The sequence below is a fragment of the Modestobacter versicolor genome (genome assembly GCF_014195485.1).
In the GTDB taxonomy this organism is placed as follows: domain Bacteria; phylum Actinomycetota; class Actinomycetes; order Mycobacteriales; family Geodermatophilaceae; genus Modestobacter; species Modestobacter versicolor.
This window is the reverse complement of record NZ_JACIBU010000001.1, coordinates 3465892-3491358: the sequence shown is the minus strand read 5'-3', so window position 1 is coordinate 3491358 and position 25467 is coordinate 3465892. Positions and strand designations below refer to the sequence as shown.

23 protein-coding genes are annotated in these 25467 nt (G+C 74.7%); 10 read left to right on the top strand and 13 right to left on the bottom strand.

Translation table 11 applies throughout. The features are described from left to right. Positions 1-88 precede the first annotated feature (88 nt). Together FHX36_RS17040 and FHX36_RS17035 are read right to left on the bottom strand one after the other, a co-directional pair. Positions 89-1315 carry an amidase gene (locus FHX36_RS17040; protein WP_110551209.1) on the bottom strand — a complete coding sequence of 409 codons (1227 nt, stop codon included), beginning with the start codon at positions 1313-1315 and terminating at the stop codon, positions 89-91. Next, a complete protein-coding gene (locus tag FHX36_RS17035) occupies positions 1312-3300 on the bottom strand; it encodes an acetoacetate--CoA ligase (RefSeq protein ID WP_110551208.1) in 1989 nt (662 codons plus the stop codon). The genes FHX36_RS17040 and FHX36_RS17035 overlap by 4 nt, the downstream gene beginning before the upstream one ends. Positions 3301-3417: 117 nt before the next feature. Between FHX36_RS17035 and FHX36_RS17030 the strand changes: the two genes are divergently transcribed. After that, a complete protein-coding gene (locus FHX36_RS17030; RefSeq protein WP_220035840.1) occupies positions 3418-4554 on the top strand; it encodes a glycoside hydrolase family 26 protein in 1137 nt (378 codons plus the stop codon). 26 nt (positions 4555-4580) lie between these two features. On the opposite strand, the gene FHX36_RS17025 is transcribed toward FHX36_RS17030, so the two are convergent. Genes FHX36_RS17025 through FHX36_RS17010 form a run of 4 tightly spaced genes read right to left on the bottom strand, consistent with a single transcriptional unit; the run spans position 4581 to position 8500 of the window. Next, positions 4581-4994 carry an ATP-binding protein gene (locus tag FHX36_RS17025; RefSeq protein WP_181428667.1) on the bottom strand — a complete coding sequence of 138 codons (414 nt, stop codon included), beginning with the start codon at positions 4992-4994 and terminating at the stop codon, positions 4581-4583. After that, entirely contained in the window at positions 4987-5322 is a 336-nt protein-coding gene (locus FHX36_RS17020) for an STAS domain-containing protein (RefSeq protein ID WP_110551205.1), read from the bottom strand. Before FHX36_RS17020 ends, FHX36_RS17025 begins: the two co-directional genes overlap by 8 nt. Then, positions 5319-7298, bottom strand: coding sequence for a glycosyltransferase family 2 protein (locus tag FHX36_RS17015; protein WP_220035839.1), 1980 nt, complete (start codon positions 7296-7298; stop codon positions 5319-5321). Before FHX36_RS17015 ends, FHX36_RS17020 begins: the two co-directional genes overlap by 4 nt. Further along, positions 7295-8500: a PP2C family protein-serine/threonine phosphatase gene (locus FHX36_RS17010; RefSeq protein WP_220035838.1), complete on the bottom strand. Its 1206-nt coding sequence runs from the start codon at positions 8498-8500 to the stop codon at positions 7295-7297. The genes FHX36_RS17015 and FHX36_RS17010 overlap by 4 nt, the downstream gene beginning before the upstream one ends. A 190-nt stretch (positions 8501-8690) precedes the next feature. Between FHX36_RS17010 and FHX36_RS17005 the strand changes: the two genes are divergently transcribed. Further along, entirely contained in the window at positions 8691-9299 is a 609-nt protein-coding gene (locus tag FHX36_RS17005) for a hypothetical protein (RefSeq protein WP_110551204.1), read from the top strand. A gap of 3 nt (positions 9300-9302) precedes the next feature. On the opposite strand, the gene FHX36_RS17000 is transcribed toward FHX36_RS17005, so the two are convergent. Beyond that, a complete protein-coding gene (locus FHX36_RS17000) occupies positions 9303-10094 on the bottom strand; it encodes a CPBP family intramembrane glutamic endopeptidase (RefSeq protein ID WP_181428666.1) in 792 nt (263 codons plus the stop codon). Beyond that, positions 10091-11020, bottom strand: a complete 930-nt coding sequence (locus tag FHX36_RS16995; RefSeq protein WP_110551203.1) for an NAD(P)H-binding protein — start codon at positions 11018-11020, stop codon at positions 10091-10093. Before FHX36_RS16995 ends, FHX36_RS17000 begins: the two co-directional genes overlap by 4 nt. A gap of 91 nt (positions 11021-11111) precedes the next feature. On the opposite strand from FHX36_RS16995, the gene FHX36_RS16990 reads away from it, so the two are divergent. From FHX36_RS16990 to FHX36_RS16975, 4 genes are all read left to right on the top strand, one after another. Then, positions 11112-11528 (top strand): DUF2237 family protein, encoded by a 417-nt coding sequence (locus tag FHX36_RS16990; protein WP_110551202.1) that lies wholly within the window; start codon positions 11112-11114, stop codon positions 11526-11528. Between the two features lie 33 nt (positions 11529-11561). Beyond that, complete coding sequence (locus FHX36_RS16985; protein ID WP_110551201.1) at positions 11562-12056, top strand: glutathione peroxidase; 495 nt, start codon at positions 11562-11564, stop codon at positions 12054-12056. 127 nt (positions 12057-12183) lie between these two features. After that, complete coding sequence (locus FHX36_RS16980) at positions 12184-12645, top strand: DUF2510 domain-containing protein (protein WP_110551200.1); 462 nt, start codon at positions 12184-12186, stop codon at positions 12643-12645. Continuing rightward, positions 12642-13094: a nuclear transport factor 2 family protein gene (locus tag FHX36_RS16975; protein WP_110551199.1), complete on the top strand. Its 453-nt coding sequence runs from the start codon at positions 12642-12644 to the stop codon at positions 13092-13094. Before FHX36_RS16980 ends, FHX36_RS16975 begins: the two co-directional genes overlap by 4 nt. Here the strand turns inward: FHX36_RS16975 and FHX36_RS16970 are convergent, their stop codons facing one another. Beyond that, the gene (locus tag FHX36_RS16970) at positions 13095-13496 is read right to left on the bottom strand and encodes a VOC family protein (protein ID WP_110551198.1); all 402 of its coding nucleotides are present in this window, start codon (positions 13494-13496) and stop codon (positions 13095-13097) included. Positions 13497-13743: 247 nt separating this feature from the next. Between FHX36_RS16970 and FHX36_RS16965 the strand changes: the two genes are divergently transcribed. Further along, a complete protein-coding gene (locus tag FHX36_RS16965) occupies positions 13744-14163 on the top strand; it encodes a hypothetical protein (protein ID WP_110551197.1) in 420 nt (139 codons plus the stop codon). Then, the gene (locus FHX36_RS16960; protein WP_110551196.1) at positions 14160-15422 is read left to right on the top strand and encodes a glutathionylspermidine synthase family protein; all 1263 of its coding nucleotides are present in this window, start codon (positions 14160-14162) and stop codon (positions 15420-15422) included. The genes FHX36_RS16965 and FHX36_RS16960 overlap by 4 nt, the downstream gene beginning before the upstream one ends. Positions 15423-15426: 4 nt before the next feature. Here FHX36_RS16960 and FHX36_RS16955 read toward each other — a convergent pair whose 3' ends face one another. The 3 genes from FHX36_RS16955 to FHX36_RS16945 are packed head-to-tail and all read right to left on the bottom strand — an operon-like array spanning position 15427 to position 22513. Continuing rightward, positions 15427-16422 (bottom strand): DUF2332 domain-containing protein, encoded by a 996-nt coding sequence (locus FHX36_RS16955; RefSeq protein ID WP_110551195.1) that lies wholly within the window; start codon positions 16420-16422, stop codon positions 15427-15429. Position 16423: 1 nt separating this feature from the next. Beyond that, a complete protein-coding gene (nhaA, locus tag FHX36_RS16950; protein WP_183513920.1) occupies positions 16424-19081 on the bottom strand; it encodes a Na+/H+ antiporter NhaA in 2658 nt (885 codons plus the stop codon). Positions 19082-19138: 57 nt separating this feature from the next. Beyond that, a complete protein-coding gene (locus FHX36_RS16945; RefSeq protein ID WP_110551464.1) occupies positions 19139-22513 on the bottom strand; it encodes a pyruvate carboxylase in 3375 nt (1124 codons plus the stop codon). Positions 22514-22676: 163 nt separating this feature from the next. On the opposite strand from FHX36_RS16945, the gene FHX36_RS16940 reads away from it, so the two are divergent. After that, a complete protein-coding gene (locus FHX36_RS16940; RefSeq protein ID WP_110551465.1) occupies positions 22677-23597 on the top strand; it encodes an SDR family NAD(P)-dependent oxidoreductase in 921 nt (306 codons plus the stop codon). 236 nt (positions 23598-23833) lie between these two features. Beyond that, positions 23834-25093 (top strand): threonine ammonia-lyase IlvA, encoded by a 1260-nt coding sequence (ilvA, locus tag FHX36_RS16935; protein WP_110551466.1) that lies wholly within the window; start codon positions 23834-23836, stop codon positions 25091-25093. Positions 25094-25125: 32 nt separating this feature from the next. Here the strand turns inward: ilvA and FHX36_RS16930 are convergent, their stop codons facing one another. Beyond that, entirely contained in the window at positions 25126-25395 is a 270-nt protein-coding gene (locus FHX36_RS16930; RefSeq protein ID WP_110551467.1) for a DUF2277 domain-containing protein, read from the bottom strand. Between the last annotated feature and the right edge of the window lie 72 nt (positions 25396-25467).

The following is a 25467-nucleotide window of genomic DNA, read 5'->3' as shown; positions in this document are numbered from 1 at the left end:
GTGCCTCCTGGGTCGGCGGTCCGGACTCGGACCTACTCTCCGGTGACGAGGGCCCGGTCGCACCCCTACGTGACCGACGCGACACCGGTCAGCCGACGGCGCACGGCGGGCGCAGGGTGTGCCACGGCGTCCGCTGCTGGAACCAGGCGCCGGCGTCGAGCAGCAGGTCCTCCCCGCCCACGGCGGCGGTGAGCTGCAGCCCGACGGGCATGCCGGAGACCGGGTGCCGCCCGGCCGGGAGGGACAGCGTGGGCCCGGCGTGCAGCGACCAGGGCGCGGTGAGCTGGGCCAGCCGGCGGGAGACGGCGAGGACGTCGTCGTCCGTGCGCGCCGCCGGGACGTCGACCGGCAGGGTCGGGGTGAGCAGGGCGTCGACGGAGCCGAAGACGTCGTCCAGCCCGCGCTGGAACTCCGCCCGGGCCTCCAGCGCCTCCGCCCGGTCGCCTTCCGAGACCCCGATGCCGACCCGGATCCGGGTGAGCGTGTCGGGCTGGAAGAGCTCGGGTCGGGCCAGCCGCTGCTGGTGCAGCTCGGCCATCCCGGCGTAGACGATCGTGTAGAGCACGTGCTGCGCCGAGGCCACGCCGGTCACCTCGACGGGCACGAGCTCGGCGCCGCCGTCGGCGAAGACCTGCCCGGCGGCGGCCACCACCTCGGCGACGCCGGGGTCCAGGTCGTCGAACCACAGCGCGGGGACGCCGATCCGCCGCGGCGGCGCCGGCTGCAGGTCCCGGGGCTCGTGGCCGGCGAGCACGGCGAAGGCGCGGGCCAGCAGCTCGACGTCGCGGGCCAGCGGGCCCACGGTGTCGACCAGCTCGCAGACCGGGAAGGTGCCCGCGTCCGGGACGACGGAGACGCCCGGGCGCAGCGCGGTGACCCCGCAGGCGGCGGCCGGGACGCGCACCGACCCGCCGGTGTCGGTGCCCAGCGCCACGTCGACCAGGCCCGCGGCGACGGCGGCCGCACTGCCGCCGCTCGACCCGCCGGGCACCCGCCGCAGGTCCCAGGGGTTGCGCACCGGTCCGGAGGCGGAGTTCTGGCTGGTCAGGCCGATGGCGAACTCGCTGAGGTTCAGCTTGGCCACGACCAGCGCGCCCGCCGCGGCCAGCCGGGCGACCACCTCGGCGCCGACGTCGGGCACCCGGTCGGCGAAGAAGGCCGACCCGCAGGTGGTGAGCACGCCGGCGGTGTCGATGTTGTCCTTGAGCCCGACCCGCACCCCGGCGAGCGGACCGTCCGGCGCGTGCGGCAGCGGCGGGTCGATGACCGTGACCACCGCGTTCGTGGCGGCCCGCACCTCGTCGTCCGAGGTCACGCCTCGGCCTGGCGGGCGCGGGCGAGCTCCACGTAGTGCTCGACCACCGCGGCGTCGTCCACGGCCCCGACGTTGAGCGCCTTCTCCGGCGGCACCCCCTGGAAGAGCCGCTTGAGCGGCACCTCCAGCCGCTTGCCGGTGCGGGTGTGCGGCACCCCGGGGACGACGACGACCTCGTCGGGCACGTGCCGGGGGCTCGCGCCGGCCCGGATCGCCGCGGTGATCTCCGCCGTCAGCTCCGGCGTCAGCTCGGCACCGGGGGCCAGCTGCACGAACAGCGGCATCCAGTAACCGCCGTCGCGCTGCTCGACGCCGAGCACCACGCAGTCGACGACGGCCGGGACCGCCTCGACGGCGGCGTAGATGTCCGCGGTGCCCATCCGCACGCCGCCGCGGTTGAGCGTGGAGTCCGACCGGCCGGTGATCAGGCAGGTGCCGCGCTCGGTGACCTCCAGCCAGTCGCCGTGCCGCCACACCCCCGGCCACGGCTCGAAGTAGGCCTCCCGGTAGCGGCTGCCGTCGGGGTCGTTCCAGAAGAACAGCGGCATGGAGGGCATCGGCTCGGTGACGACCAGCTCGCCCAGCTCGCCGACCACCGGGTGGCCGTCCTCGTCCCAGGACGCCGCCGCGACGCCGAGCATCGGCCGCTGCAGCTCGCCCGCGGTGACCGGCAGCAGCGGGGAGCTGCCGATGAACCCGGTGGCCACGTCGGTGCCGCCGGACAGCGACCCGAGGGGGACGTCGGGCGCCACGGCGTCGTGCACCCAGCGGTAGGCCGACGCGGGCAGCGGCGAGCCGGTGGACCCGATCGCCCGGAGCGCGGAGAGGTCGTGGGCCTCCCCCGGCCGGACGCCGGCCTTCTCGCAGGCGGAGAGGTACCCGGCGCTGGTGCCCAGGTAGGTGATCCCGACCTGCGCGGCCAGGGCGAACTGGGCGTCGACCGAGGGGTACGCCGGAGCGCCGTCGTGCACGACCACCGTGGCACCGGACAGCAGCGCCGAGGTGGCGATGTTCCACATGATCCAGGCGGTGGAGGCGTACCAGTAGAAGCGGTCGCCGACCCCGACGTCGATGTGCAGGCCGGTCTGCTTGCGCTGCTCCAGCACGATCCCGCCGTGCCCGTGCACGATCCCCTTGGGCAGCCCGGTGGTGCCCGAGGAGTAGACGATCCACAGCGGTGCGTCGAAGGGCAGCGGCTCGAACACCGGGTCCTGCACGTCGGCGACCGCGTCGGCCCAGGGCAGCGCGCCGTCCGGCAGCTCGTCGGGGAACAGCCGGGGGACGGCGATCGTCGTCCGCACGCTCGGCAGGGCGGCCCGCAGCTCGGCGACCACCTCGCGCTTGTCGTGCGGCCGGCCGTTGAACCGGTACCCGTCGACGGCGACCAGCACCACCGGCTCGATCTGCGCGAAGCGGTCCAGCACGCTGCGGGTGCCGAAGTCCGGGGCGCACGAGGACCACACCGCGCCGATCGAGGCCGCGCCCAGGAAGGCGACCACCGCCTCCGGCACGTTGGGCAGGTAGCCGGCCACCCGGTCGCCGCGCTGCACCCCGAGCCGGCGCAGCGTGGCGGCGAACGCGCCGACCTGCCCGCGCAGCGCCGCCCAGCTGGTCTCGACCGGGTCGGTGTCCTCCGCGACGGCGATCAGCGCGGGGTGGGCGTCGGGGGCGTGCCGCAGCGCCTGCTCGGCGTAGTTGACGGTGACGTCGGGGAACCACTCCGCGCCGGGCATCGCGCGCCGGGTGAGCACCCGGTCGTCGGGGACGTCGGGGAAGACGTCGGCCCAGGTGGCGACGTCGGCCCAGAACTGGTCGAGGTGCTCGACCGACCAGCGCCAGATCGCGTCGTAGTCCGGCGGGCTGCCCAGGTCGATCCCGCGGCGTCCGGCCACCCAGGTGGCGAAGCGGCCCAGCCGGCTGGCCGCGATCGACTCCGGCGTCGGACGCCAGAGGACCTCCGGTCCGCCCCCCGTGTCAGCGCTCACGCTCCGAGCCTGCCACTCCCGACCGCTGCGCGGCGCGTCGCGGGGGCCGGCGGCTGCCGGTGACCGATCGTGGTCCGGTGCGTCTGCGACCCCCCCCCGCTGCCGGTCCTGCTGTGCGTGGCGCTGGTCGCCTCGACGGCCGGGTGCGCCGGGTCGGAGGCGGCCGCCGACGCAGCGGCGGAGTGCGTGCCGGTGCCCCGCGGCGAGCTGGTGCCGGCGGACGGCGTCCTCGTCGGCGCGAACGTCGACTGGGGCGACCAGACGCTGGCCGAGTACAGCGCCGCGCTGGGCCACCGACCAGCGGTCGCGGTCAGCTTCACCGACCTCCCGATGACCGCCCAGGACCTGCAGGACGTCGCCGGAGCGGTCGACCAGGTGCGGGCCGACGGCGGGGTCCTGCTGCTGACCCTCGAGCCGTCCGGCGGCCTGGCGACCGTCACCGACGCGGTCGCCGCCGACCTGGCCGAGCGGCTGGACGGCTGGAACCGCGCCGGCGTGCCGGTGGTCGTCCGGTTCGCCCACGAGATGAACGGCTCCTGGTACGCGTGGGCGCAGCAGCCCGCCGCCTACGTCGCCGCGTTCCGCAGGGTGGCCACGGCGGTGCACGCGACCGCGCCGGGCTCGGCCACGATGTGGGCGCCGAACTACGGCGGTGGGTACCCGTTCACCGGGGGCCCGCACCAGGCCCCGGCGGGCAGCCCCGACGCCGCGGCGCTGGACACCGACGGGGACGGCACCGTCACGGCACTCGACGACCCCTACGCCCCGTACTGGCCCGGCACCGACGCCGTCGACTGGGTGGGGATGTCCCTCTACCACTGGGGCGACACCGCCCCGTGGGGGGAGAACGAGGTGCCGGAGGCCGGGAAGCTGGTGGCCCAGCTGACCGGCGAGTACGCCGGCCTCGGTGGCGACGACCGGGCCGTGCCGGACTTCCACGGCGTCTACGGCGTCGGGTACGGCAAGCCCGTCGCCATCCCGGAGACCGCGGCCCTGTACGTGCCGGGGGGTGGCGGCGCCGACGAGCTGGCCGTCAAGCAGGGCTGGTGGCGGCAGGTGCTGTCCCCGGAGCTGCACCGGGCGCTGCCGCAGCTGGCGATGGTGAACTGGTTCGAGTGGGACAAGCACGAGGCCGAGGTCGACGCCGAGGTCGACTGGCGGGCCCTCGGCGAACCCGCGCTGCGCAGCGCCGTCACCGCCGACCTGCCCGGCTGGGCGCGGTGGGCCGACGACCTGCCGCACTGCACGCCCTGACCACCGCGGCGGTCAGGGCGTGCAGGTCAGGCGGGGGTGCGCCGGCGCACGACCAGCCAGTGGTTGTCCGAGCCGTCGTGCCGGTAGGTGAGCTCGTCGACCACGGCCAGCACCAGCGCCAGTCCCCGGCCCGACTCGGCCATCGCGTCGGGCATGGTCGCCCGGTCGAAGTCGATCTCCACCCGGCGACCGGGGTCGCGGAACCGCGCCTCCAGGCGGTCGTCGAAGACCTCCACGCCGAGGTGGAAGTCGATGGGGGCCGGCGCCGCCGCGTGCTCGACGATGTTGCCGGCGATCTCGGTGACGCCGAGCTCGAAGCGCATCCGGTCCTCGGGCTGCACGTCGTCGTGGCTGGCCCACACCTCCGCCAGCAGCGAGTGCACGAGGTCCAGCGATGCCGGCACCGCCGGGCCGCAGATGCTGTGCGGCGGCTCAGTCACCACGGAGTGCCTCGGCCACGCTGCCGTACGGGCGGAGGACCCGGTCGAGGTTGGTGAGCTGCAGGACGGTCATGACCTGGGGCTGCAGCGCTGCGATGCGCAGGTCACCGCCGGCCTGGCGGGCCTGCTTGAGCCCACCGATCACCGCGCCCAGGCCCGAGGAGTCCATGAACTCGCAGTCGCCGAGGTCGACGACGATGCGGGTGCGGCCGTCCTCGACGGCCCCGTTGACCACCTCGCGCAGGTCTGCCGCGTGCACCATGGTCAGCCGCCCCAGCGGGCGGACGACCGCCACGTCGGCGGCCTGCGTCGTGTCCAGCTCGATCATCGTCCGGTCCTCTCGTTCGTCCGGGGTCCCCGGTAGCGCGCTGCCCGCAGCACCACGCTGAGGACGAGCAGGTCGTAGGCGACCCAGGCCAGGTTGACGTACGTGCCCTCCGGGGTGGCGAGCCCCTGGTGCAGCCGGACGACGCCGACCACGGCGGCGACGGCCAGCGCGGTGATCGCGACCAGCTGCGGCCGGATCAGCCGCCAGGTCGGGCCGCTGTCCCCACCGGTCTTGGGCGTCACGACGAAGCCCAGCTCGCGGGAGAAGAAGACGTTGCCCACCGCGGTGACGCAGGCCCGGATCCACAGCGGGAACAGCGCCAGGCTGTACTGCTGCCCGCGCCAGGTCCGCAGGCCGTGCCCCACCGCGCGGAACAGCAGCTGGCTGGCGACGAGGTAGGGCACCAGGTGGAGCCAGAACTCGTCGCCGTAGCTGACGACGGGCTGCACGCCGGCGACCAGGTACAGCACCGGCGCGGCCAGGAAGGCGAGGGCGGCGAAGCCGGCGAGGTAGCTCCACATGGTGGCCAGGTACATCAGCCGCTGGCCCACGCTGAGGCCCCGCTGCACCAGCGGGTTCTCCTTGAGCATCACCTGCAGGGTGCCCTGCGACCAGCGCAGCCGCTGCTGCAGCATCGCGCCCAGGCTCTCCGGGGCGAGACCGCGGGCGAGCACCTCGTGGTGGTAGACGGTGCGCCAGCCCAGCACGTGCAGCCGCATCGCCGTGGCCATGTCCTCGGTGACCGAGATGGTCGCCAGTGGCATGACCGGCTGCGCCTCGTCGGCCCGGTCCACCTCCACGGCCGCGACCAGCGCCTTGATCGACTCCAGCGCGCCCAGCGGTGACCACGAGCGGTGCGCCAGGCGGGTCAGCACCACGTCATCGGTGAGGGTCGCGGTCGAGCCGCCCCGGACCGGCGAGGGGATCGCCTCGATCTCGGCCAGGTCGGCCTGCAGCCGGGCCAGGTCGTCGGAGACGACGCCGCGGCCGGCGTCGTCGACCCGCTGCTGGAAGCGGTGGGTGATCTCGGAGACCGGTTGCCCGGCCGCGAGCTCGGTGCGGGCCCGGGCGACGGCGACGTCGACGGCGTCCAGGGCGGCCACCACGGCCGGACCCTGCTGCGCTGCCTCCCGGCGAGCACCGGCCACCACCGAGCGGGCGGCCCGGAGCGCCCGGGCGACGCCGCGCTCGACGTCGCGCACGTAGCCCACGATCCCCAGCTGCATGAGGGCCTCGCGCCGCACCACCGCGTTGGACCCGCAGAAGTAGGCGGCGTTCCAGCCGTCCTTGCCCTGCTGGATCGGTCCGTAGAACAGCGGCGCCTGGCTGCCCAGGACGTCGGCCTCGTCGACGTTGGTGAACCACTGCGGGGTCTGGACCAGCGCGACCCGGGGGTCGTCGAACCAGCCCAGCGTGCGGGTCAGGATGTCGGGCGAGGGCACCTGGTCGGCGTCGAGGACCAGCAGGAACTCGCCCTCGGTCACCAGCAGCGCGTTGTTGAGGTTGCCGGCCTTGGCGTGCCGCGGGCGGTCCGCCCAGTCGGTGCTGCGGGTGAGGTACCCGATGCCCGCCTGCTCCGCGGCCGCGCGCACCTCCGCGCGGGCTCCGTCGTCCAGCACCCACGTGCGGTGCGGGTGCCGGATGGCCTGCGCGGCCAGGGCGGTGGCCATGACCAGGTCGACCGGTTCGTCGTAGGTGGTGACGAAGACGTCGACGGTCGCGTCCGGTGGGGCGGGCGGCGCGTCGGTGCGCTGCCGGATCCGCCAGGTGGTGAGCCCGAACAGGAAGGCGTCGACCAGGCTGAAGGTCTCGGCCAGCACCAGCGGCACGCCGATCCACCAGTGCTGCCAGTTGATCGATTCCATCCACCGCCACACCAGGTAGTTGGTGCCGCTGACGACGGTGAGCACGACGAGCACCCGGATGAGGAACCGCCGCACGGGGGAGACGGCGCGCAGGGCGCGGTGCCGGCTCACGCCGTGCGCCTGATCGCCACCACGGTGACGTCGTCGACCCGGACGCCCAGGCGACGGGCGAGGACGGTGAACCGGTCGACCAGGTGGGTGGCGTCGACGCAGTCCCGGACGACCTCGGCGATCTGGTCGAGGGAGTCCATCGTGCCGTCGTAGAGGTCGAGCAGCCCGTCGCTGAAGGCCAGCGCGGTGTCACCGGGCCCCAGGTGGACGACCTCCTCGGTCCAGGTCTGGTCGGCCAGCACGCCCAGCGGCAGACCGCCGCCGCGCGGCCGGTGCGCCGAGCCGTCGGCGCGCACCAGCAGCATCAGGCCGTGGCCGGCGTCGGCGTAGTGCAGGTCGCCGCGCTCCGGGTCGAGCCGCGCGTGGCACAGGGTGACCATCCGCCCGGTGCGCTCCAGGTCCTCGTGCAGGGTGAGCGCGGCCTGGGTGAGGGCCTGCCCGGGATCGGCGTGGCGGGTGGTCGAGCGCATGACCGCGCGCACGGTCGCCATGATGATCGAGGCCGGGAGCCCCTTCCCCATGACGTCGGCCAGCGTCAGGACGAGCTGGCCGTCGGCGGCGTGGTACCAGTCGAAGAAGTCGCCGCCCACGCTGCCCGCGGGCAGGCACATGCCGGCCACCTCGTAGCCGGCGACCTCCGGGACGCAGCGGGGCAGCAGGGCCTGCTGGACCCGGGCGGCGCTGTCCAGCTCGGCGGTGCGGTCGAGCTCGCGCTGCACCCAGGAGGCGAGCTCCGCCAGGAGGGCCTGCTCGGCCTCCCCGAAGGAGCGCGGGTTCTCGTCGACCAGGCACAGCGCGCCGACCCGGTGCCCGCCCGTGCCCACGAGGGGGTGCCCGGCGTAGAACCGGATGTGCGGTGAACCCACGACGGAGGGGTAGTGGGCGAACCGCTCGTCGACGGTCGCGTCCTCCACGACGAGGGTCTCCGAGTCGCGGATCGTGTGGTCGCAGAAGGCCGTCTCCCGCGGGCCGTCACCGAGGGCCATCGGACCGTGCTGGGACTTGTGCACCTGCACCCGGTCGGTGACCAGCGTGACGGCGGCGGCGGAGACACCGAAGAGCTGCTGGGCCATCCGGGTGATGCGGTCGAAGCGCTCCTCGGGCCCCTTGCGCAGGACGTCGAGCATCTCCAGCGCGCGCAGGCGGGCGGCCTCGTCGACCGCCGTCAGCACTGCTGGCCGGGGCTCGGTGGCGGTGGGCACAGGTGGTTCTCCTCGCGGGTGCGAGCCGGGTGGTGGCCCGGCACAGCTGAGGACCGCGTGGGTTGCTGCCCTCTCCCGTTCAGCATCGGCCGGTGGACGGAGGAGCTTGAGCGGGCGGTCAGGGACGCCCGGCAGGGCCGCCGTCCGCCGGCCCGTACGTTGACCACCCCGCGCCCACGAGAGGAAGCCCATGCGCCGCAGGACCCTCGCCACGACGTTCGCCGTGCTGGTCGGCACGACCGCGTGCTCGGGCGAGCCGGAGGACCGCACCGCGGCCGGCGTGCCCGAGCGCTGGTACACCGCCGTCGAGGAGGCCCTGGCCGACGAGCCGGGCATCGGGTCGACCGCGCTGGTCGAGAGCGGCGGACCGTGCCCGCTGCGCGACGAGGTGACGCTGGCCGGCGAGGAGGTCTCCGACGTGTCCGGTCACGGCGTGGTGCGGCTCGGCGGCGACGTGCCGGCGGTGCTGTGCGAGTGGTACGAGGAGACCCCGGTGCAGGTGGTGGTCGCGCAGGCCCCGGACGACGACCTGTTCGCGGAGCTCGTCGAGGGCACCGGCGCGGTCGAGCAGCGGGGCAACGAGCAGACCGAGCAGGAGGTCGAGGTCGACGGGCGGACCGTCGTCGTCGTGCGCACCGTCTTCCCGACCAACCCGGCGGCCGGCACCCGGTTCACGGCCGCGCTGCTGGACGAGGACGCCCGGGGCCTGGTCCAGCTCGAGGTGGACAGCGCCGACGAGCTCGACGGCTACGACGAGCGGTCGGCCGCCGAGGACCTGGTGGCGTTCCTGGACGGCTGAGCCTCAGGGCTCGGCGGGCACCGGTGCGTCGATCGACGGGCGGTCGGCGAACAGCGGCGGCAGGTAGCGCAGCATCAGCACCGACCAGGTCAGGTGGGTCAGCGCCGGTGCCTGGATGCCGCCGGTGACCCGCCGCTGGAAGGCGAACAGCAGGCCCATCGGCACCGAGGCGAGCACCAGCGCGGGGTTGCGGGTGGCCACCGTGGCCAGCGTGTAGACCGCCGAGGACTTCAGCACCGGGTGGTCGACGCCGACCGCCGCGTACAGCGCCCCGCGGAAGAAGACCTCCTCGGCCAGGCCGTTGGCCAGCGTCGTGGTGGTGACCAGCGCCGGGTTGCCCTGCTGGGCGTACCGCAGCACCCGGGTCACGGCGGCCGCCAGCGGCGGGATCCTCCTGGCCACCAGCGCGGCGGCGTAGAACAGCCCGAACGCCGCGGCTCCCCCCGCCACGGGGGTCAGCAGCGGCCGGCGCAGCGTGGCCTTGGGCGTCTGCACCCAGCCCAGGTGCAGCGGCCCGGACGCCAGCCCGCCGGCGACCCAGGTGCCGGCCACCCCGAGGGTGAGCGCGTAGAACGACGGGGAGTCCGGCTTCTGCGACAGCGAGACGCCCAGCAGCCCGGCGCCGGCCACCGACACCCCGGCGGTCACCCGCCGCCGCCGGCGGAACGCGGCATCGGACTCGTGGTGGTCGCGCGGCACCTTGTCCACCAGCCAGGACGGCGCCTTGGCCAGCAGCCGGCTGAGCCCGTCGTCGGAGATCAGCGCCTCCCCGAGCCGGCGCCGGTCGCGGGTCACCGGGCCCGCCCCGCGGTGGCCTTCTCCGCGCGAGCGGCCCGCCGGGCCTCCGCGCGCTCGCCCAGCGCGGTGAGCACCGCCTCGTCGTAGGACATCGGTTCGAACGGCACGATCCGGCGGATCGCGTCGTCCCGGACCACCACCTCGTTGGTCATCGAGTCGATCAGCGACCGGCCGGTCTGCAGGTCGACGCTGGTGACCAGGGACAGCCAGCGCGAGGAGAGCTGCGGGCTGAGCAGCGGCACCGGCACGATCAGCAGCCGCCGGCCCTGGATCTCCGCGACCCGGGTGAGCATCTCCAGGTACTCGAGCACCTCCGGGCCGCCCACCTCCAGCACCCGGCCCTCGGCCTCCGGCGCCTCCAGCACGCCGACCAGGTACCGGACGACGTCGGCCACCGCGATCGGCTGGGTCCGGGTGTGCACCCAGCGCGGGGTGATCATCGCCGGCAGGTGCGCCACCAGCTGCCGGGTCATCTCCCAGGAGACACCGCCGTGGCCGACCACGATCCCGGCCCGCAGCACCGTCACCGGCACGCCGCCCTCGGCGAGCAGCTGCTCGACCTGGCGGCGGCTGCGCAGGTGCGCGGAGAGGTCGTCGGAGTCGTCGCCGAGCCCGCCCAGGTAGACGATCCGGCGGACCCCGGCGTCCGCGGCGGCCCGGCCGAAGGAGCGGGCCGCCCTCGCGTCGCGCTCCTGGAAGTCGGCCGAGTCCAGCGAGTGCACCAGGTAGTAGGCGGCGTCGCAGCCCTCCAGCGCGGTGCGCAGCGAGGCCTCGTCGCCGACGTCCCCGGCCACGGCCGTCCCGGCGCCGGAGTACCGGTCGGGGTTGCGGGTCATCGCCCGCACCTCGTGCCCCGCTTCCTCCAGGGCCGGCGCCAGCCGGCCGCCCACGAACCCCGACGCCCCGGTGACCAGTACTCGCACACCCCCACCCTCTCGGTACTGACCGCCGCGCGCGACCCGGAAGTGCACGATCCATCCGGCGCCGGGCGCGGCGCGGCGCGATGATCAGGGCATGGCGACCCCCGGCGAGGAACGGAACGTGCTGGGTGGCCCGCTGGAACCGTGCGGCGTCGACCCGATGACCGGCTTCACCCGGGACGGTTCCTGCCGCAGCGGCCCCGACGACCTGGGCAGCCACACCGTCTGCGCCGTCGTCTCCGCGGAGTTCCTGGAGGTGCAGCGCCAGCTGGGCAACGACCTGAGCACCCCGCGGCCGGAGTACGACTTCCCCGGGCTGCGGCCCGGCGACCGGTGGTGCGTCGTCGCGGTGCGCTGGCTGCAGGCCCTCCAGGCCGGCGTGCCCACCGGGGTGGTGCTCGCCGCGACCAACGCCAAGGCGCTGGACGTCATCCCGCTGGAGGCGCTGCGCAGCCACGCCGTCGACGTCCCCGACGACCTCTCGTCCCTCGGCGATCAGTCCGCGGACTGAGCCAGCCCACCTACGCCTGCCCCGAGGAGCCCCGTGAGCGACCTGCTGGCCCTGCCCCTGACCACCCTGGACGGCGAGCCGACGACGCTCGGCGACCTCACCGGCGGGCGCGCCGCGCTGGTGGTGAACGTGGCCAGCCGGTGCGGGCTGACCCCGCAGTACGGCCGGCTCGAGGCGCTGCAGCAGGAGTACGCCGCCCGCGGCTTCACCGTGGTCGGCGTGCCGTGCAACCAGTTCGCCGGTCAGGAGCCCGGCACGGCCGAGGAGATCAGCACCTTCTGCTCGGCCACCTACGGCGTCACCTTCCCGATGACCGGGAAGCTGGAGGTCAACGGCGCGGGCGCCGCGCCGCTCTACCGGGAGCTCACCCGGGCACCCGACGCGGCGGGCGAGGCGGGGCCGGTGCAGTGGAACTTCGAGAAGTTCGTGCTGGCGGCCGACGGCTCGGTCGTCGGCCGGTTCCGCCCCGCCACCGAGCCCGACGCCGCGGAGGTCCGCGCGGCGATCGAGGCGGTGCTCCCCGCCTGACCGGTGTGCGCCCCGGCCGGGTTCCTGACCCCCGGGCGCCGCGTCAGCGCACCCCGTGCGGGCCGATGACCTACGTTCCTACCCGGCCGCACTGGTTGCGCGGTCCATCGACCACGAGGAGCGCCCGATGACCACCACCCCCGCCGGCTGGTACCCCGACCCGGCCGGCAGCGGCGGCCAGCGCTGGTGGGACGGCGCCTCCTGGGGCGACCAGGTGCAGCCCGCGCAGCAGCCGGTCGCCGCCCCCGGCCAGCCGTGGGACGCCGCTCCCGCCCAGCCGTGGGGCGCCGCCCAGCCCACCGGCCAGCCCACCGGCCAGCAGTGGGGCGCCGGCGCGACCGGGTCGCAGCCGTGGACCCCTGCGGCGGAGCCCGCAGGGCCGCAGAGCTTCGTCAAGCGCAACACCGCCAGCCTCATCGCCCTGGGGCTGGTGCTGGTCTGCGTGCTGATCGCGGCGACGACCGACTACATCGTCTTCGCCTTCATCCCGGCGATCGTCGCGGTGCAGGCGGTGCAGAAGAAGGAGCCGCTGGCCTGGCCGGCGCTGGGCATCGGCATCGCCCTGGTCATCTGGCGGTTCATCGCGTGACCGACCGCCCGCCGCTGCCGCCCTTCACCGCCGCGACGGCGGCCCAGAAGGTGCAGGCCGCCGAGGACGCCTGGAACAGCCGCGACCCGGGACGGGTGTCGCTGGCCTACACCGAGGACTCGGTCTGGCGGAACCGGGACACCTTCGTCACCGGGCGGGCCGAGATCGTCGCGTTCCTGACCGCGAAGTGGGAGCGCGAGCTGGACTACGTGCTGCGCAAGTCGCTGTGGGCGTTCACCGACGACCGGATCGCCGTCCGCTTCCAGTACGAGTGGCACGACCCGGCCGGGCAGTGGACCCGCAGCTACGGCAACGAGCTGTGGGAGTTCGACGGGCACGGCCTGATGCGGCGGCGGGAGGCGAGCATCGACGACGTCCTGATCACGGCCGCTGAGCGGCGGCTCACCGGGCCCCGCGAGCCCGGCGAGCCGGACATCCCGCTGCGCTGATCAGCCGGCGACCGCGGCCGGGTCCATCCAGATGGCCTCCCAGACGTTGCCGTCGGGGTCGGTGAAGCTGGTGCCGTACATGAACCCGTGGTCCTGGGCGGGCTGCCACGGCTTGCCGCCGGAGGCGATCGCCCGGGCGTGGAGCTCGTCGACCTCCTCGCGGCTGGACGCCGACAGCCCGTTGAGCACCGAGGTGGCCTGCGCGGGGTCACCGACCGTGCCGGGCACGAAGTCCGCGAAGCGGTCCCGGGTCAGCAGCATCACCACGATGTTCTCCTCGATCACCACCGAGGCGGTCCGCTCGTCGGAGAACTGCTCGTTGAAGGCGAAGCCGAGGCCGCCGTAGAACGCCTTCGCGCGGGCGAGGTCGGTGACCGGCAGGTTGACGAAGATGTGGCGCACGGTGGACTCCTCGGGACGGGCCGGCCGGGCCGGCGGGCGAGACCGCAGCGGGTCCCCTCAGCCCACCAGACCGCCCGCCCCTGCGGAAGTCATCGGTGCCCCGCTCCGCCGGCCGCCCGTCGCCACCGGCCACCGGCCAGGACCTGGGATGATCGGACGGGGGCCCGGGTGGTCAGACGCCACCCCGGTCCGACAGCATGTGCGACAGCCGCGCCTCTGGTGGCCGGTGAGGTGAGGAGCGCTGACGGTGAGCACGTCGAGGAGCAACCGGGTCAAGGCCGTGTTCAGCACGGTCAGCCTGACCGGCGCCGCCATGGGCTGGCTGACCGCCTGCGGCACCAGCGGCGAGGACGAGAACGACGCCCGCGAGGTCTACTGCGTCGACGAGCAGGACCAGGTCGTCGACGACGACATGTGCGAGGAGGCCGAGCGAAACGGCGGCTTCGTCGGCGGCGTGCCCTTCTTCTTCCTGCTCGGCGGCTTCGGCGGCAACCGGTACTCGGTCGGCCAGACCATCCCCGGCCAGTACACCGGTGCGGCGACCCGGGTGAACCCCTCGGACAGCAGCGCCCGGTCCCGCTCCGGCCTGCCCAGCAGCGGCCGGGTGGCGTCGGGCAGCCGGATCTCCGGCGGCATCGGCTCCGGCGGAGGCGGCGGCGGCTCGTGAGGCGCCTGTACGGCAAGGCCCGGCTCGGCTGGGAGGCCGAGATCGAGTCCCAGGGCCTGGTCTACAACAAGACGACGCTGCCCGGCGGCGACAGCCGGTCCTACTGGCGCGAGGACGTCTTCTACGACTTCACCAGCGCCGAGGTCGACCAGCTGGCCGAGACAACCGACCAGCTCTTCGCCGCCTGCGTGGAGGCCGGTGAGCTCGCGCTGTCCGACGAGCGGCTGCTGGACCGGATGCGGATCCCGCACGACGCCCGCGACGTCATCCGGGCCACCTGGGACTACGAGCCGCCGAGCGTCTACGGGCGGTTCGACCTGCGGTGGGACGGCACGGGCCGGCCCAAGCTGCTCGAGTTCAACGCAGACACCCCGACGTCGCTGGTCGAGGCCGCGGTCGTGCAGTGGGCCTGGCACCTGGAGACCGGCCAGGGCAAGGACCAGTGGAACCAGCTCGACGACCGGCTGGTGGCCGCCTGGCAGCGGAACCTGTCGCGCTGGGAGGCCCACTACCGGCGCCGTCCGAAGGTGCACCTGGCCTGGACCGAGGGCGACACCAGCGGCGAGGACTGGATGACCGTCGCCTACATGGCCGACTGCGTGCAGCGGGCCGGCTACGAGGCGATCGTGCTGACCACCGAGGAGCTGGGGCTGGACACCGGCGACGCCCGGTTCTACGACCCCAAGGGCAACCGGCTCGACGTCGTCTTCAAGCTCTACCCCTGGGAGTGGCTGGTCCAGGACGAGTACGGCCCGTCGGTGATCGCCGACATCCGCCGGCCGGGCGGGACGACGTGGGTCGAGCCGATCTGGAAGATGCTCTGGTCGAACAAGGGCCTGCTCCCGGTGCTGTGGCAGCGGTACGAGCACGACCCGGTGATCTCCCGGCACCTGCTGCCGGCGTTCTTCGCCGACGACCCGCGGGCCGGCGAGCTGGCCGAGGTCGGCTTCGCCCGCAAGCCGCTGTTCGGCCGCGAGGGCAACAACGTCGAGCTGATCGCGCCCGGTGGGGAGACGCTGGCCGCGCTGGGCGGCCGCTACGGCGCCGAGGGCTGGATCGTGCAGCAGCTGGCCCCGCTGCCCGACTTCGCCGGCCCCGACGGCCCGCACCACCCGGTGCTCGGGACGTGGGTGGTCGACGGCGAGGCGGCCGGGCTGGGCATCCGGGAGTCAGACGGGCTGATCACCGACGACCTGTCCTTCTTCGTCCCGCACACCATCGACTACGTCCGCCCGCCGAACACCACCTGGTCGGCCTGACCGCTCAGCGCAGCGCAGCGGCGGCGGGCAGCCAGTCGACCGTGCCGCCGTGCGGGGCGGTGTACGCCAGCGGCTGACCGTCCAGGGCGAGCAGGAACCGCGACTCGTCGTCGGCGGGCGGCTCCGGCAGCCGGCCGCGGACCCCGGGCAGCACGCCGACCCCCTCCTGCGACACCCAGCGCACCGGCAGCCCGGTGACCAGCTCGACGAACGCGTCCCGGGCGTCGGCCGGCAGGTAGGCCAGCACGGCGGTGTGCAGCACGACGACGGTGCAGCCGGCGGGCAGGCCGGCGACCAGGGCGGGGAGCTCGGCCAGCAGGTCGCCGCGCACCAGCGTGGCCGGCTCCCGGGCGGCGATCGCGGCGGCCGCGGTCAGCCGGTCGCGGCGCTCGTCCATGCCGGGCCAGATCAGCGCCTGCAGCCACGCCACGTCGTCCGGGTCGGCGGGGTCCAGCGGGTTCAGGTCGATCCCGGCGCGGGCGACGACCTCCGGCACGGCGCGGGGCACCGGCCCTGGTCCGGTCACCCGGCAGCGCAGCTGGACGGCGCTGGGCGGCCCGACCCGGACGCCGTCGTAGTCGTAGCCGTACCGGTCCGGGTACAGGCACAGCCCGGCCGACGCGCCGACCTCGACCAGCGCCAGCGGCCCGGGCAGGCCGGCGAGCACCGGCAGCAGCGCGGCGCAGCGGGCCGCCTCGTTGGTCTGGGTGGCCCGGGCCAGCATCGTCGTCCGCAGCCGGCCGGTGTCGCCGAGCACCCGGTCGCGCAGCTCGGCGCCGTCGCGCGGCGGGCCGCCGTGCAGGTACGACAGGGCCCCGAGCAGCAGGTTCGCCTGGCGCTTGGGGCGCGGCAGGGTGCCCAGGAAGGCCAGCACGCCGGCGTCCCCGGCGACGGCCGCCGCCAGCTCCGCGTAGCGCGGGGACACCTGTGCCGCCTCGACCTCGGCGAACCACCGGTAGTGGTCGACCAGGTCGGCGAGCTCCTCGTCGAGGGCGCGCACGTCAGGTGGTGGTGAGGTCGCGGGTCGCGGCGCCGGCCGCCTGCAGCAGGTCCTCGCGGGTCGGGTCGACCAGCACCCGCCCGTCGGCGCGGATCACGATCGGGGCCTCCCCGGCGTCGGCCCCGGCCTCGACCAGCAGCCGCCGGGCCACCGCGTCGTCGGCCGGGTCGAGCCACTGGTGGGCGATGCCGTCCTCCTCCAGCCGGGCGCGCAGCTCGACGCTGGCCGGCCACCGCCGGTCGCCGACCACCCGCAGCCCGCTCGCCTGGCCGATCAGCATCGCCCGCCGGAGCAGGAAGGACCGGGTGACCAGGTCGCCCAGCTCGCGGTTGCGGGCCAGCAGCGAGCGCAGCCGCTCCAGGGTCACCACCAGCACCTCGCCGGCCTCGGCGGCCACCAGCGACCGCACCGGCCGCTGCCCGGCCAGCTGGTTGAGCCCGCCGAGGAACCGGCCCGACCCGTGCACCGCGATCACCCGGGGTGCCGCGCCGTCCACGCCCTCCAGCGGTCCCTCGACGATCGCGATCGACCCGGACAGGACCACGAAGAAGTCGTACTCGGCCGCCCCGGACCGCAGCAGCACCTGCCCGGGCTGGGTGCGCACCCGCCGCCCGACCCGCGCGAACTCCCGCAGGTGCTCCTCGCTCAGCCGCGGCGTCGAGCCGTCGTCCGGCGACTCCTCGAAGTGCTGGCCGGGCACCTTGGTCATCCCCGGCAGCCGGGCCGGCGGCGACAGCACGACCGTCGTCCGCGCACCCGGCTCGTCGACCGGGGCCGGCAGCTCCTGGTGCCGCGGGCCGCGCGGGTCGCTGTCCAGCAGGGCGGCGGCCAGCGCGTCGGTGTCGGTGGGCCCAGTGTGCCGGACGCCGTTGACGAAGAAGGTCGGCGTGCCGCCCACCCCGCTGGCCTCGGCGGAGGCGACGTCCTCCCGGACCCGGGCCGAGAAGGTGCCGTCGCCGAGGTCCTGGGCGAACCGGCCGAGGTCCAGGCCGAGGGCGGCGGCGTGGTCGAGCAGCTCACCGGCCTCGAGCTGGTCCTGGTGGGCGAAGAGCCGGTCGTGCATCGCCCAGAAGGCGCCCTGCGCGCCGGCGGCCTCGGTCGCCTCCGCGGCCAGCTCGCCGTGCGGGTGCACCTCGGGCAGCGGCAGGTGCCGGAAGACGTAGCGCAGGTCGTCGCCGAAGCGGTGGCGGAGCTCCTCGACGACGCCGGTGGCCCGGCCGCAGAACGGGCACTCCAGGCCGCCGAACTCGACGAGCTCCAGCGGGGCGTCGACCGGGCCGCGGACGTGGTCGCGCTCCGGGTCGACCGGCGGGTCGAGCCGCCGGGCGCCCATCGGCTGCTGCACCGGGTCGCGCCGGGCCAGCAGCCGGAACAGGCCCATGCCCAGCGCCGCGGAGACCACGGCGGCGGCCAGGATCCCGACCATCGCCTCGTCGCGCAGGTCGGTGTCCGGGAAGGCCAGGTCGGCGACGAACAGCGAGACGGTGAAGCCCAGCCCGGACAGCGCCGCCCCACCCCACACGCTGCTGAGCGGGACGCCCGGGGGCAGCTTGCCCATCCCCACCCGGACCGCGAGCGTCGCCGCACCACCGACGCCGACCAGCTTGCCGACGACCAGGGCGAGGAACACCCCGATGGTCACCGGCGAGGTGACCGCGCGGGCGACCAGGTCGCTGCTGAAGTGCACCCCGGCGTTGGCCAGCGCGAACACCGGGACGACGACGTACCCGCTCCACGGCACCAGCAGCGCGCCGATCCGCTCGTTGGGCGAGATGGCCCGCTCCACCGACAGCTTCGCCTGCCGCGCCAGCGAGACCTGCGGCGACTGCCGGAACGCGCGGGCCAGCACCCCGGCCGACTCGACCTCCTCCCGCCGCGGCGGGTAGGCGCTGACCAGCAGGCCGAGGACGACACCGCCGATGGTGGCGTGCACCCCCGAGGCGTTCATCGCCAGCCACATCGCCACGCCGACGGCGAAGTAGGCCGGCCCCCGCCACACCTGCAGCCGGGCGAGCACCTGGAAGGCGAGGATGCACAGCGCCGCGATCGCCAGCGCGGTCAGGTCGATCTCCTCGGAGTAGAAGACCGCGATCACGGTCAGCGCCCCGATGTCGTCGACCACCGACAGGGAGAGCAGGAAGACCCGCAGCTGGGTGGAGGCCCGCGGACCGGCCAGCGCCAGGGCACCGAGCAGGAAGGCGGTGTCGGTGGCGATCGGGATGCCCCAGCCGTTGGCGCCCGGCCCGCCGGCGTTGAAGGCGAGGTAGACGGCCGCCGGCAGCACCAGGCCGGCCAGCGCCGCGATCGCCGGGACCGACAGCCGGCTGCGTTGGGTCAGCTCGCCCATCTGCAGCTCGCGGCGGACCTCCATGCCGATCAGGAAGAAGAAGAAGCACATCAGGCCGTCGTTGACCCAGTGCCGCAGGTCCATCGCGACGCCGGTCGACCCGAAGCTCAGCGACAGCTCGGTGTGCCAGAACCGGTCGTAGGAGTCGCCCCAGGGCGAGTTGGCCCAGACCATCGCCAGCACGGTCGCGGCGACGAGCAGCCCGGCGGAGGCCGCCTCGGTCTGCAGCACCCGCCGGGCCTGCGCGGACAGCTGGGCGATGAGGTGGCTGGACGCCGACCGGGTGGTGGTCCGTGGTGCAGGTGCGCTCACGCGGACTTTCCTACCTCGCCTGTGTGTCGCCTGGGAAACGCCCCCCGGCGGCCGGGCTCAGCCCAGGACGACGAGCAGGTCGCCGCCCTCGACCTGCTGGACGGCGCTGATCGCCACCCGCTTCACCGTGCCGGCCTTGGGCGCGGTGATCGAGGCCTCCATCTTCATCGCCTCGATGGTGCCGACCTGCGCACCGGCCGCGACCTCGTCGCCCTCCGCCACCGAGAGGGTGACCACCCCGGCGAACGGCGCGGCCACCTGGTCCGGGTCGCTCCGGTCGGCCTTCTCGGTGGGCTGGACGTCGGCCGAGACGGACCGGTCCCGCACGCTGACCGGCCGCAGCTGGCCGTTGAGCGTGCACATGACCGTGCGCATGCCGCGCTCGTCGGCGTCGGAGACCGCCTCGATGCCGATCAGCAGCCGGACGCCGGGCTCCAGGTCGACCGAGTGCTCGGTGTTGGTGCGCAGCCCGTAGAGGAACTCCTTGCTGGGCAGCACCGAGGTGTCGCCGTAGGTGTCCCGGTGGGCCTGGAACTCCTTGGTCGGCCCGGGGAACAGCAGCCGGTTGAGCGTGGTCCGCGGCTCCTTGGCCAGCCCGTCGTGGTCCTCGTCGGTCAGCTCGGCCGGCGGCTCGGCCGCGCGGCGGCCCTCCAGCGCCCGGCTGCGGAACGGCTCGGGCCAGCCGCCGGGCGGGTCGCCCAGCTCGCCGCGCAGGAAGCCGACGACGGAGTCGGGCAGGTCGAAGCGGGCCGGGTCCCCGGCGAAGTCGGCGACGGCGACGCCGGCCCCGACCAGCTGCAGCGCCAGGTCGCCGACCACCTTGGACGACGGGGTGACCTTGACCAGCCGGCCCAGCAGCCGGTCGGCCGCGGCGTACATCGCCTCGACCTCCTCGAACTTCTGCCCCAGCCCCAGCGCGATCGCCTGCTGGCGCAGGTTGGACAGCTGCCCGCCGGGGATCTCGTGGGTGTAGACCCGGCCGGTGGGCGCGGGCAGCCCGGACTCGAACGGCGCGTAGACCCGGCGCACCGCCTCCCAGTAGGGCTCCAGGTCGTTGACCGCCCGCAGGTCCAGCCCGGTGGCCCGCTCGGTGTGGTCGGTCGCGGCGACGATGCTCGACAGCGCCGGCTGCGACGTCGTGCCGGCCAGCGCCGCGCTGGCGCCGTCCACGGCGTCGACCCCGGCCTGCCAGGCCGCCATCAGGGTGGCCAGCTGGCCGCCGGGGGTGTCGTGGGTGTGCAGGTGCACCGGCAGGTCGAAGCGCTCGCGCAGCGCGGTGACCAGGGTGGCGGCCGCCGGCGGGCGGAGCAGCCCGGCCATGTCCTTGATCGCCAGCACGTGCGCGCCGGCCTCGACGATCTGCTCGGCCAGCCGCAGGTAGTAGTCGAGGTCGTACAGCCGCTCGGCCGGGTCGGAGAGGTCGGCGGTGTAGCAGAGCGCGACCTCGGCGATGGCGGTCCCGGTCTCCCGGACGGCGTCGATCGCCGGGCGCATCTGGCTGACGTCGTTGAGCGCGTCGAACACCCGGAAGACGTCGATGCCGGTGCGGGCGGCCTCGGCGACGAACGCCGTGGTCACCTCCTCCGGGTAGGGCGTGTAGCCCACGGTGTTCCGGCCGCGGAGCAGCATCTGCAGGCAGATGTTCGGTACCGCCTCGCGCAGCGCGGCCAGCCGCTCCCACGGGTCCTCGTGCAGGAAGCGCAGCGCGACGTCGTAGGTCGCCCCGCCCCAGGCCTCGATGCTCAGCAGCTGCGGGGTCGCCCGGGCCACGTGCCCGGCGACGGCCAGCAGGTCCTTGGTGCGCACCCGGGTGGCCAGCAGCGACTGGTGGGCGTCGCGGAAGGTGGTGTCGGTGACGGCGAGGGCCCTCTGCGCGCGCAGGTCGGCGGCGAAGCGCTCGGGCCCGAGCTCGCGCAGCCGGTCGCGGGAGCCGTCGAGCGGGTGCAGCGCCATGTCCAGCCGGGGCAGCTTCTCCACCGGGTCGACCAGGTGCGGCCGCTCGCCGTGCGGCCGGTTGACCGTGACGTCGGCCAGGTAGGCCAGCATCTTGGTGCCGCGGTCGGCCGAGGACCGGGCGGTGAGCAGCTCCGGGCGCTCCTCGATGAACGCCGTCGTCACCCGCCCGGCCTGGAAGTCCGGGTCGTCGAGCACCGCCTGCAGGAACGGGATGTTGGTCGAGACGCCGCGGATGCGGAACTCGGCGACCGCGCGCCGGGCCCGGGCCACCGCGATGTCCCAGGTGCGGCCGCGGCAGGTCAGCTTGACCAGCATCGAGTCGAAGTAGGCGCCGACCTCCGCGCCCAGGGTGGCCGCGCCGTCCAGCCGCACCCCGGCGCCGCCGGGCGAGCGGTAGGCGGTGATCCGGCCGGTGTCCGGGCGGAAGCCGTTGGCCGGGTCCTCGGTGGTGATCCGGGTCTGCAGCGCCGCGCCGCGCAGCACGATGGCGTCCTGGGTGAGGCCCAGGTCGGCCAGCGTCTCGCCCGACGCGATCCGCAGCTGGCTCTGCACCAGGTCGACGTCGGTGACCTCCTCGGTCACCGTGTGCTCGACCTGGATGCGCGGGTTCATCTCGATGAAGACGTGCCGGCCCTCGCGGTCGACCAGGAACTCCACCGTGCCGGCGCAGCTGTAGCCGATCTGCCGCGCGAACCGGACGGCGTCGGCGCACATCCGCTCGCGCAGCTCGGGGTCGAGGTTCGGCGCCGGGGCGATCTCGATGACCTTCTGGTGGCGCCGCTGCACCGAGCAGTCGCGCTCGTACAGGTGGATGACGTTGCCCTCGCCGTCGGCCAGCACCTGCACCTCGATGTGCCGCGGCTCGATGACCGCCTGCTCGAGGAAGACGGTCGCGTCGCCGAAGGCCGACTCCGCCTCCCGCATGGCGGCCTCGATGGCCCCGCGGAGCTGGTCGCGGTCGGTGACCCGGCGCATGCCGCGCCCGCCACCGCCGGCGACCGCCTTGACGAACACCGGGCCCTCGATCTCGCCGGCCGCGGCCAGCAGCACGTCGACGTCGTCGCTGGGCGCAGTGCCCTGGAGCACGGGCAGCCCAGCCTCCCGGGCTGCGGCGATGGCCCGCGACTTGTCGCCGGTCAGCTCCAGCACCTGCGCCGACGGGCCGACGAAGGTGATCCCGGCCCGCGCGCAGGCCTCGGCGAGGTCGGGGTTCTCGGACAGGAACCCGTAGCCGGGGTAGACGGCGTCGGCGCCGGCCCGCTGGGCGGCGCGGACGATCTCGTCGACGTCGAGGTAGGCGCGCACCGGGTGCCCGGGCTCGCCGATCTCGTAGCTCTCGTCGGCCTTGAGCCGGTGGACCGAGTTGCGGTCCTCGTGCGGGAAGACGGCGACCGTCCCGGCGCCCAGCTCGTAGGCGGCGCGGAACGCGCGCACGGCGATCTCGCCGCGGTTGGCGACCAGGACCTTCTCGAACACAGGCACTCCCAGCGTCCGGCCCGTCTCGGGCGTGGACCCGCACCGTATCGGGACCGGCCGCCCCCGGTCCCGTGATTCGTCTCATTCGTCCTGTCCACCCACCGCTTCCTTTTCCGTTGCGCGCAACATGCGTGCCCGGCGCTCTGCCGGGTAGCCCCCCGTCGTGACTGCAGAGACCACGGCAAGCGACGTCTCGTCCGCGCGAGCCCTCCGCGAGGTCGTGCTGGTCACCGGCGCCTCCAGCGGGATCGGCCGGGCCAGCGCCATCCAGTTCGCCGAACGCGGCGCCTCGCTGGTGCTGGTGTCCCGCAGCGCCACCACGCTGGCCGACGCCGCCGCCGACTGCCGCGCTGCCGGGGCCGCTGCGGTGGAGTGCGTGCCCGCCGACGTGCTGGACCCCGACGCCGTGCAGGCCGCCGTCGACCGGGCGGTGCAGACCTTCGGCCGGCTGGACGTCGTCGTCCACGCGGCGACCGTGATGGCCTACGGCCGGATCGAGGACGTGCCGGCCGACGTCTTCGAGCGGGTCGTGGACACCGCCGTGCTCGGCACCTTCCACGTCTTCCGCTCGGCGCTGCCGGTGCTCCGCTCGCAGCAGCGCGGGCACGTGGTGGTGGTCAGCTCGCTGCTCGCCTCGATCACCGCGCCGACGATGGGCGCCTACGTGACGGCGAAGTGGGGCCAGCTCGGGCTCATCCGCACCCTGCAGCAGGAGCTGCGCGAGCTGCCCGACGTGCACGTCTCCGCCGTCGCCCCCGGCGGGGTCACCACGCCCATCTACGACCAGGCCGCGACCGTGCTCGGCAACACCGGCCACCCGCCGCCGCCGGTCTACACGCCGGAGCGGGTGGCCCGGGCGGTCGTGTCGCGGATCGACGCCCCGCGCCGGCTCAAGCAGTCCGGCTTCGCGAACCCGCTGATCATCACGGGGTTCCGGCTGTTCCCGCCGGTGTTCGACGCCCTGGTCGGCCCGCTGCTCAAGGTCTTCGGGATGGCGCGCGACGCCGTGCCGCCGACCACCGGCAACGTGTTCGCGCCGGTGCCCGAGAAGGAGTCGACCCGCGGCACCTACCGGGGCATCTGACCGCCGCCGGGCCACCTCCCCCGCACAGTCGAGCCCTGCCCACCACGGTGGGCAGGGCTCGATCTCGTGGTGGTGGACGTCCTCCCGCGGACGGTCGAGCTCTGCCCACGACTGTGGGCAGGGCTCGATCTCGTGGCGGTGGACGTCCTTCCGCGGACAGTCGAGCTCTGCCCACGACTGTGGGCAGAGCTCGACTCGCGCGGGAGCCGGTTGTCCGCGGCGGGCAGGATGACCCTGTGACCGACGTGCGCACCAGCTTCTCCGCCGAGGTCTCCGCCGCCGCCCGGCGGCTGGCCGGCGTCGCCGAGCGGACGCCGCTGCAGCGCAACGCCCGGCTCTCCGAGCTGACCGGCGCGGCCGTCTGGGTGAAACGCGAGGACCTGCAGGTCGGGCGCTCCTACAAGGTCCGCGGCGCCTACAACACGATCAGCCAGCTGGACGACGTCCGGCGGGCGGCCGGCGCGGTCACCGCGAGCGCCGGCAACCACGGGCAGGGCGTGGCCTACGCCTGCCGGGTGCTCGGGGTGCGCGGCAAGGTGTTCGTGCCCGGGACGACGCCGCGGCAGAAGCGGCAGCGGATCGCGGCGCTGGGCGGGGACATGGTGGAACTCGTGGTCCACGGCGACACCTACGACGACGCGGCCGCAGCCGCCGCGGAGCACGCCGCGCTGACCGGCGCGACGCTGGTGCCCGCCTTCGACGCGCTGTCCACCGTCGTCGGGCAGGCCACCGTCGCCGCCGAGCTGCTCGACCAGCTGGGCAGCGCCCCCGACGTCCTCGTCCTGCCGGTCGGTGGGGGCGGGCTGCTGGCCGGCTGCGGCACCTGGCTGCGCGAGCACGCGCCCGGCACCCGGCTGGTCGGTGTCGAGCCGGCCGGCGCTGCCGGCATGGCCGCGGCGCTGGCGGCCGGGCACCCGGTGGAGCTGCCGGAGATCGACACCTTCGTCGACGGCGCCTCGGTGCGCCGGGCCGGCGACGTCACGTTCCCGCTGGTGCGCGACTCCGGCGCCGAGCTGGTGACCGTGCCCGAGGGGCAGGTCTGCACCGAGATGCTGGAGCTGTACCAGGTCGACGGGGTGATCGCCGAGCCCGCCGGGGCGCTGGCGAGCGCGGCACTGACCAGCGGCGCCGTCGTCGTCGAGCCCGGTCAGACGGTGGTGACCCTGCTGTCGGGCGGCAACAACGACGTCAGCCGGTACGCCGAGGTCGTCGAGCGGTCACTGGTGCACCGCGGGCTCAAGCACTACTTCCTGGTCGAGTTCCCGCAGGAGCCCGGCGCGCTGCGCCGGTTCCTCGACGAGGTGCTCGGTCCGGACGACGACATCGTGCTGTTCGAGTACGTCAAGCGCGACAACCGGGAGACCGGCGCGGCGCTGACCGGCATCGAGCTGGGCAGCGTCGACGGGCTCGCCCCGTTGCTGGACCGGATCGAGCGCGGCCCGCTGAAGATCCAGCACCTGGCCCCCGGCACGACCGCCTACCGCTTCCTCGTCTAGCGGCTTCACCTTCCGCGCGGAAAGTGAAGCCGTCAGCGGGCGTACCGCACGGCGGCTCGGGCGCGGGCCTGGGCGGCGAGCACCTCGCGGTCCTTGGGCGGCGCGGTGGTGACCAGATCGGCGAGCAGGTGCTCGGTGGCGTGCGCGATCTCCTCGACCGCCCGGTCGAACGCGGCCTGGTTCGCCTGCGAGGGCTTGGCCGAGCCGCTGACCTTGCGCACGTACTGCAGCGCGGCGGCCCGCACCTCGTCCGACGTCGTCGCGGGCTCGAGGTTGTGCAGCACGTGGATGTTCCGGCACATGCCCGGCAGCGTAGGAGCGCCCCGCCCGGAAGTCAGCCCGTCCGGGCCCCGGAGATGGCCATCTCCGGGATC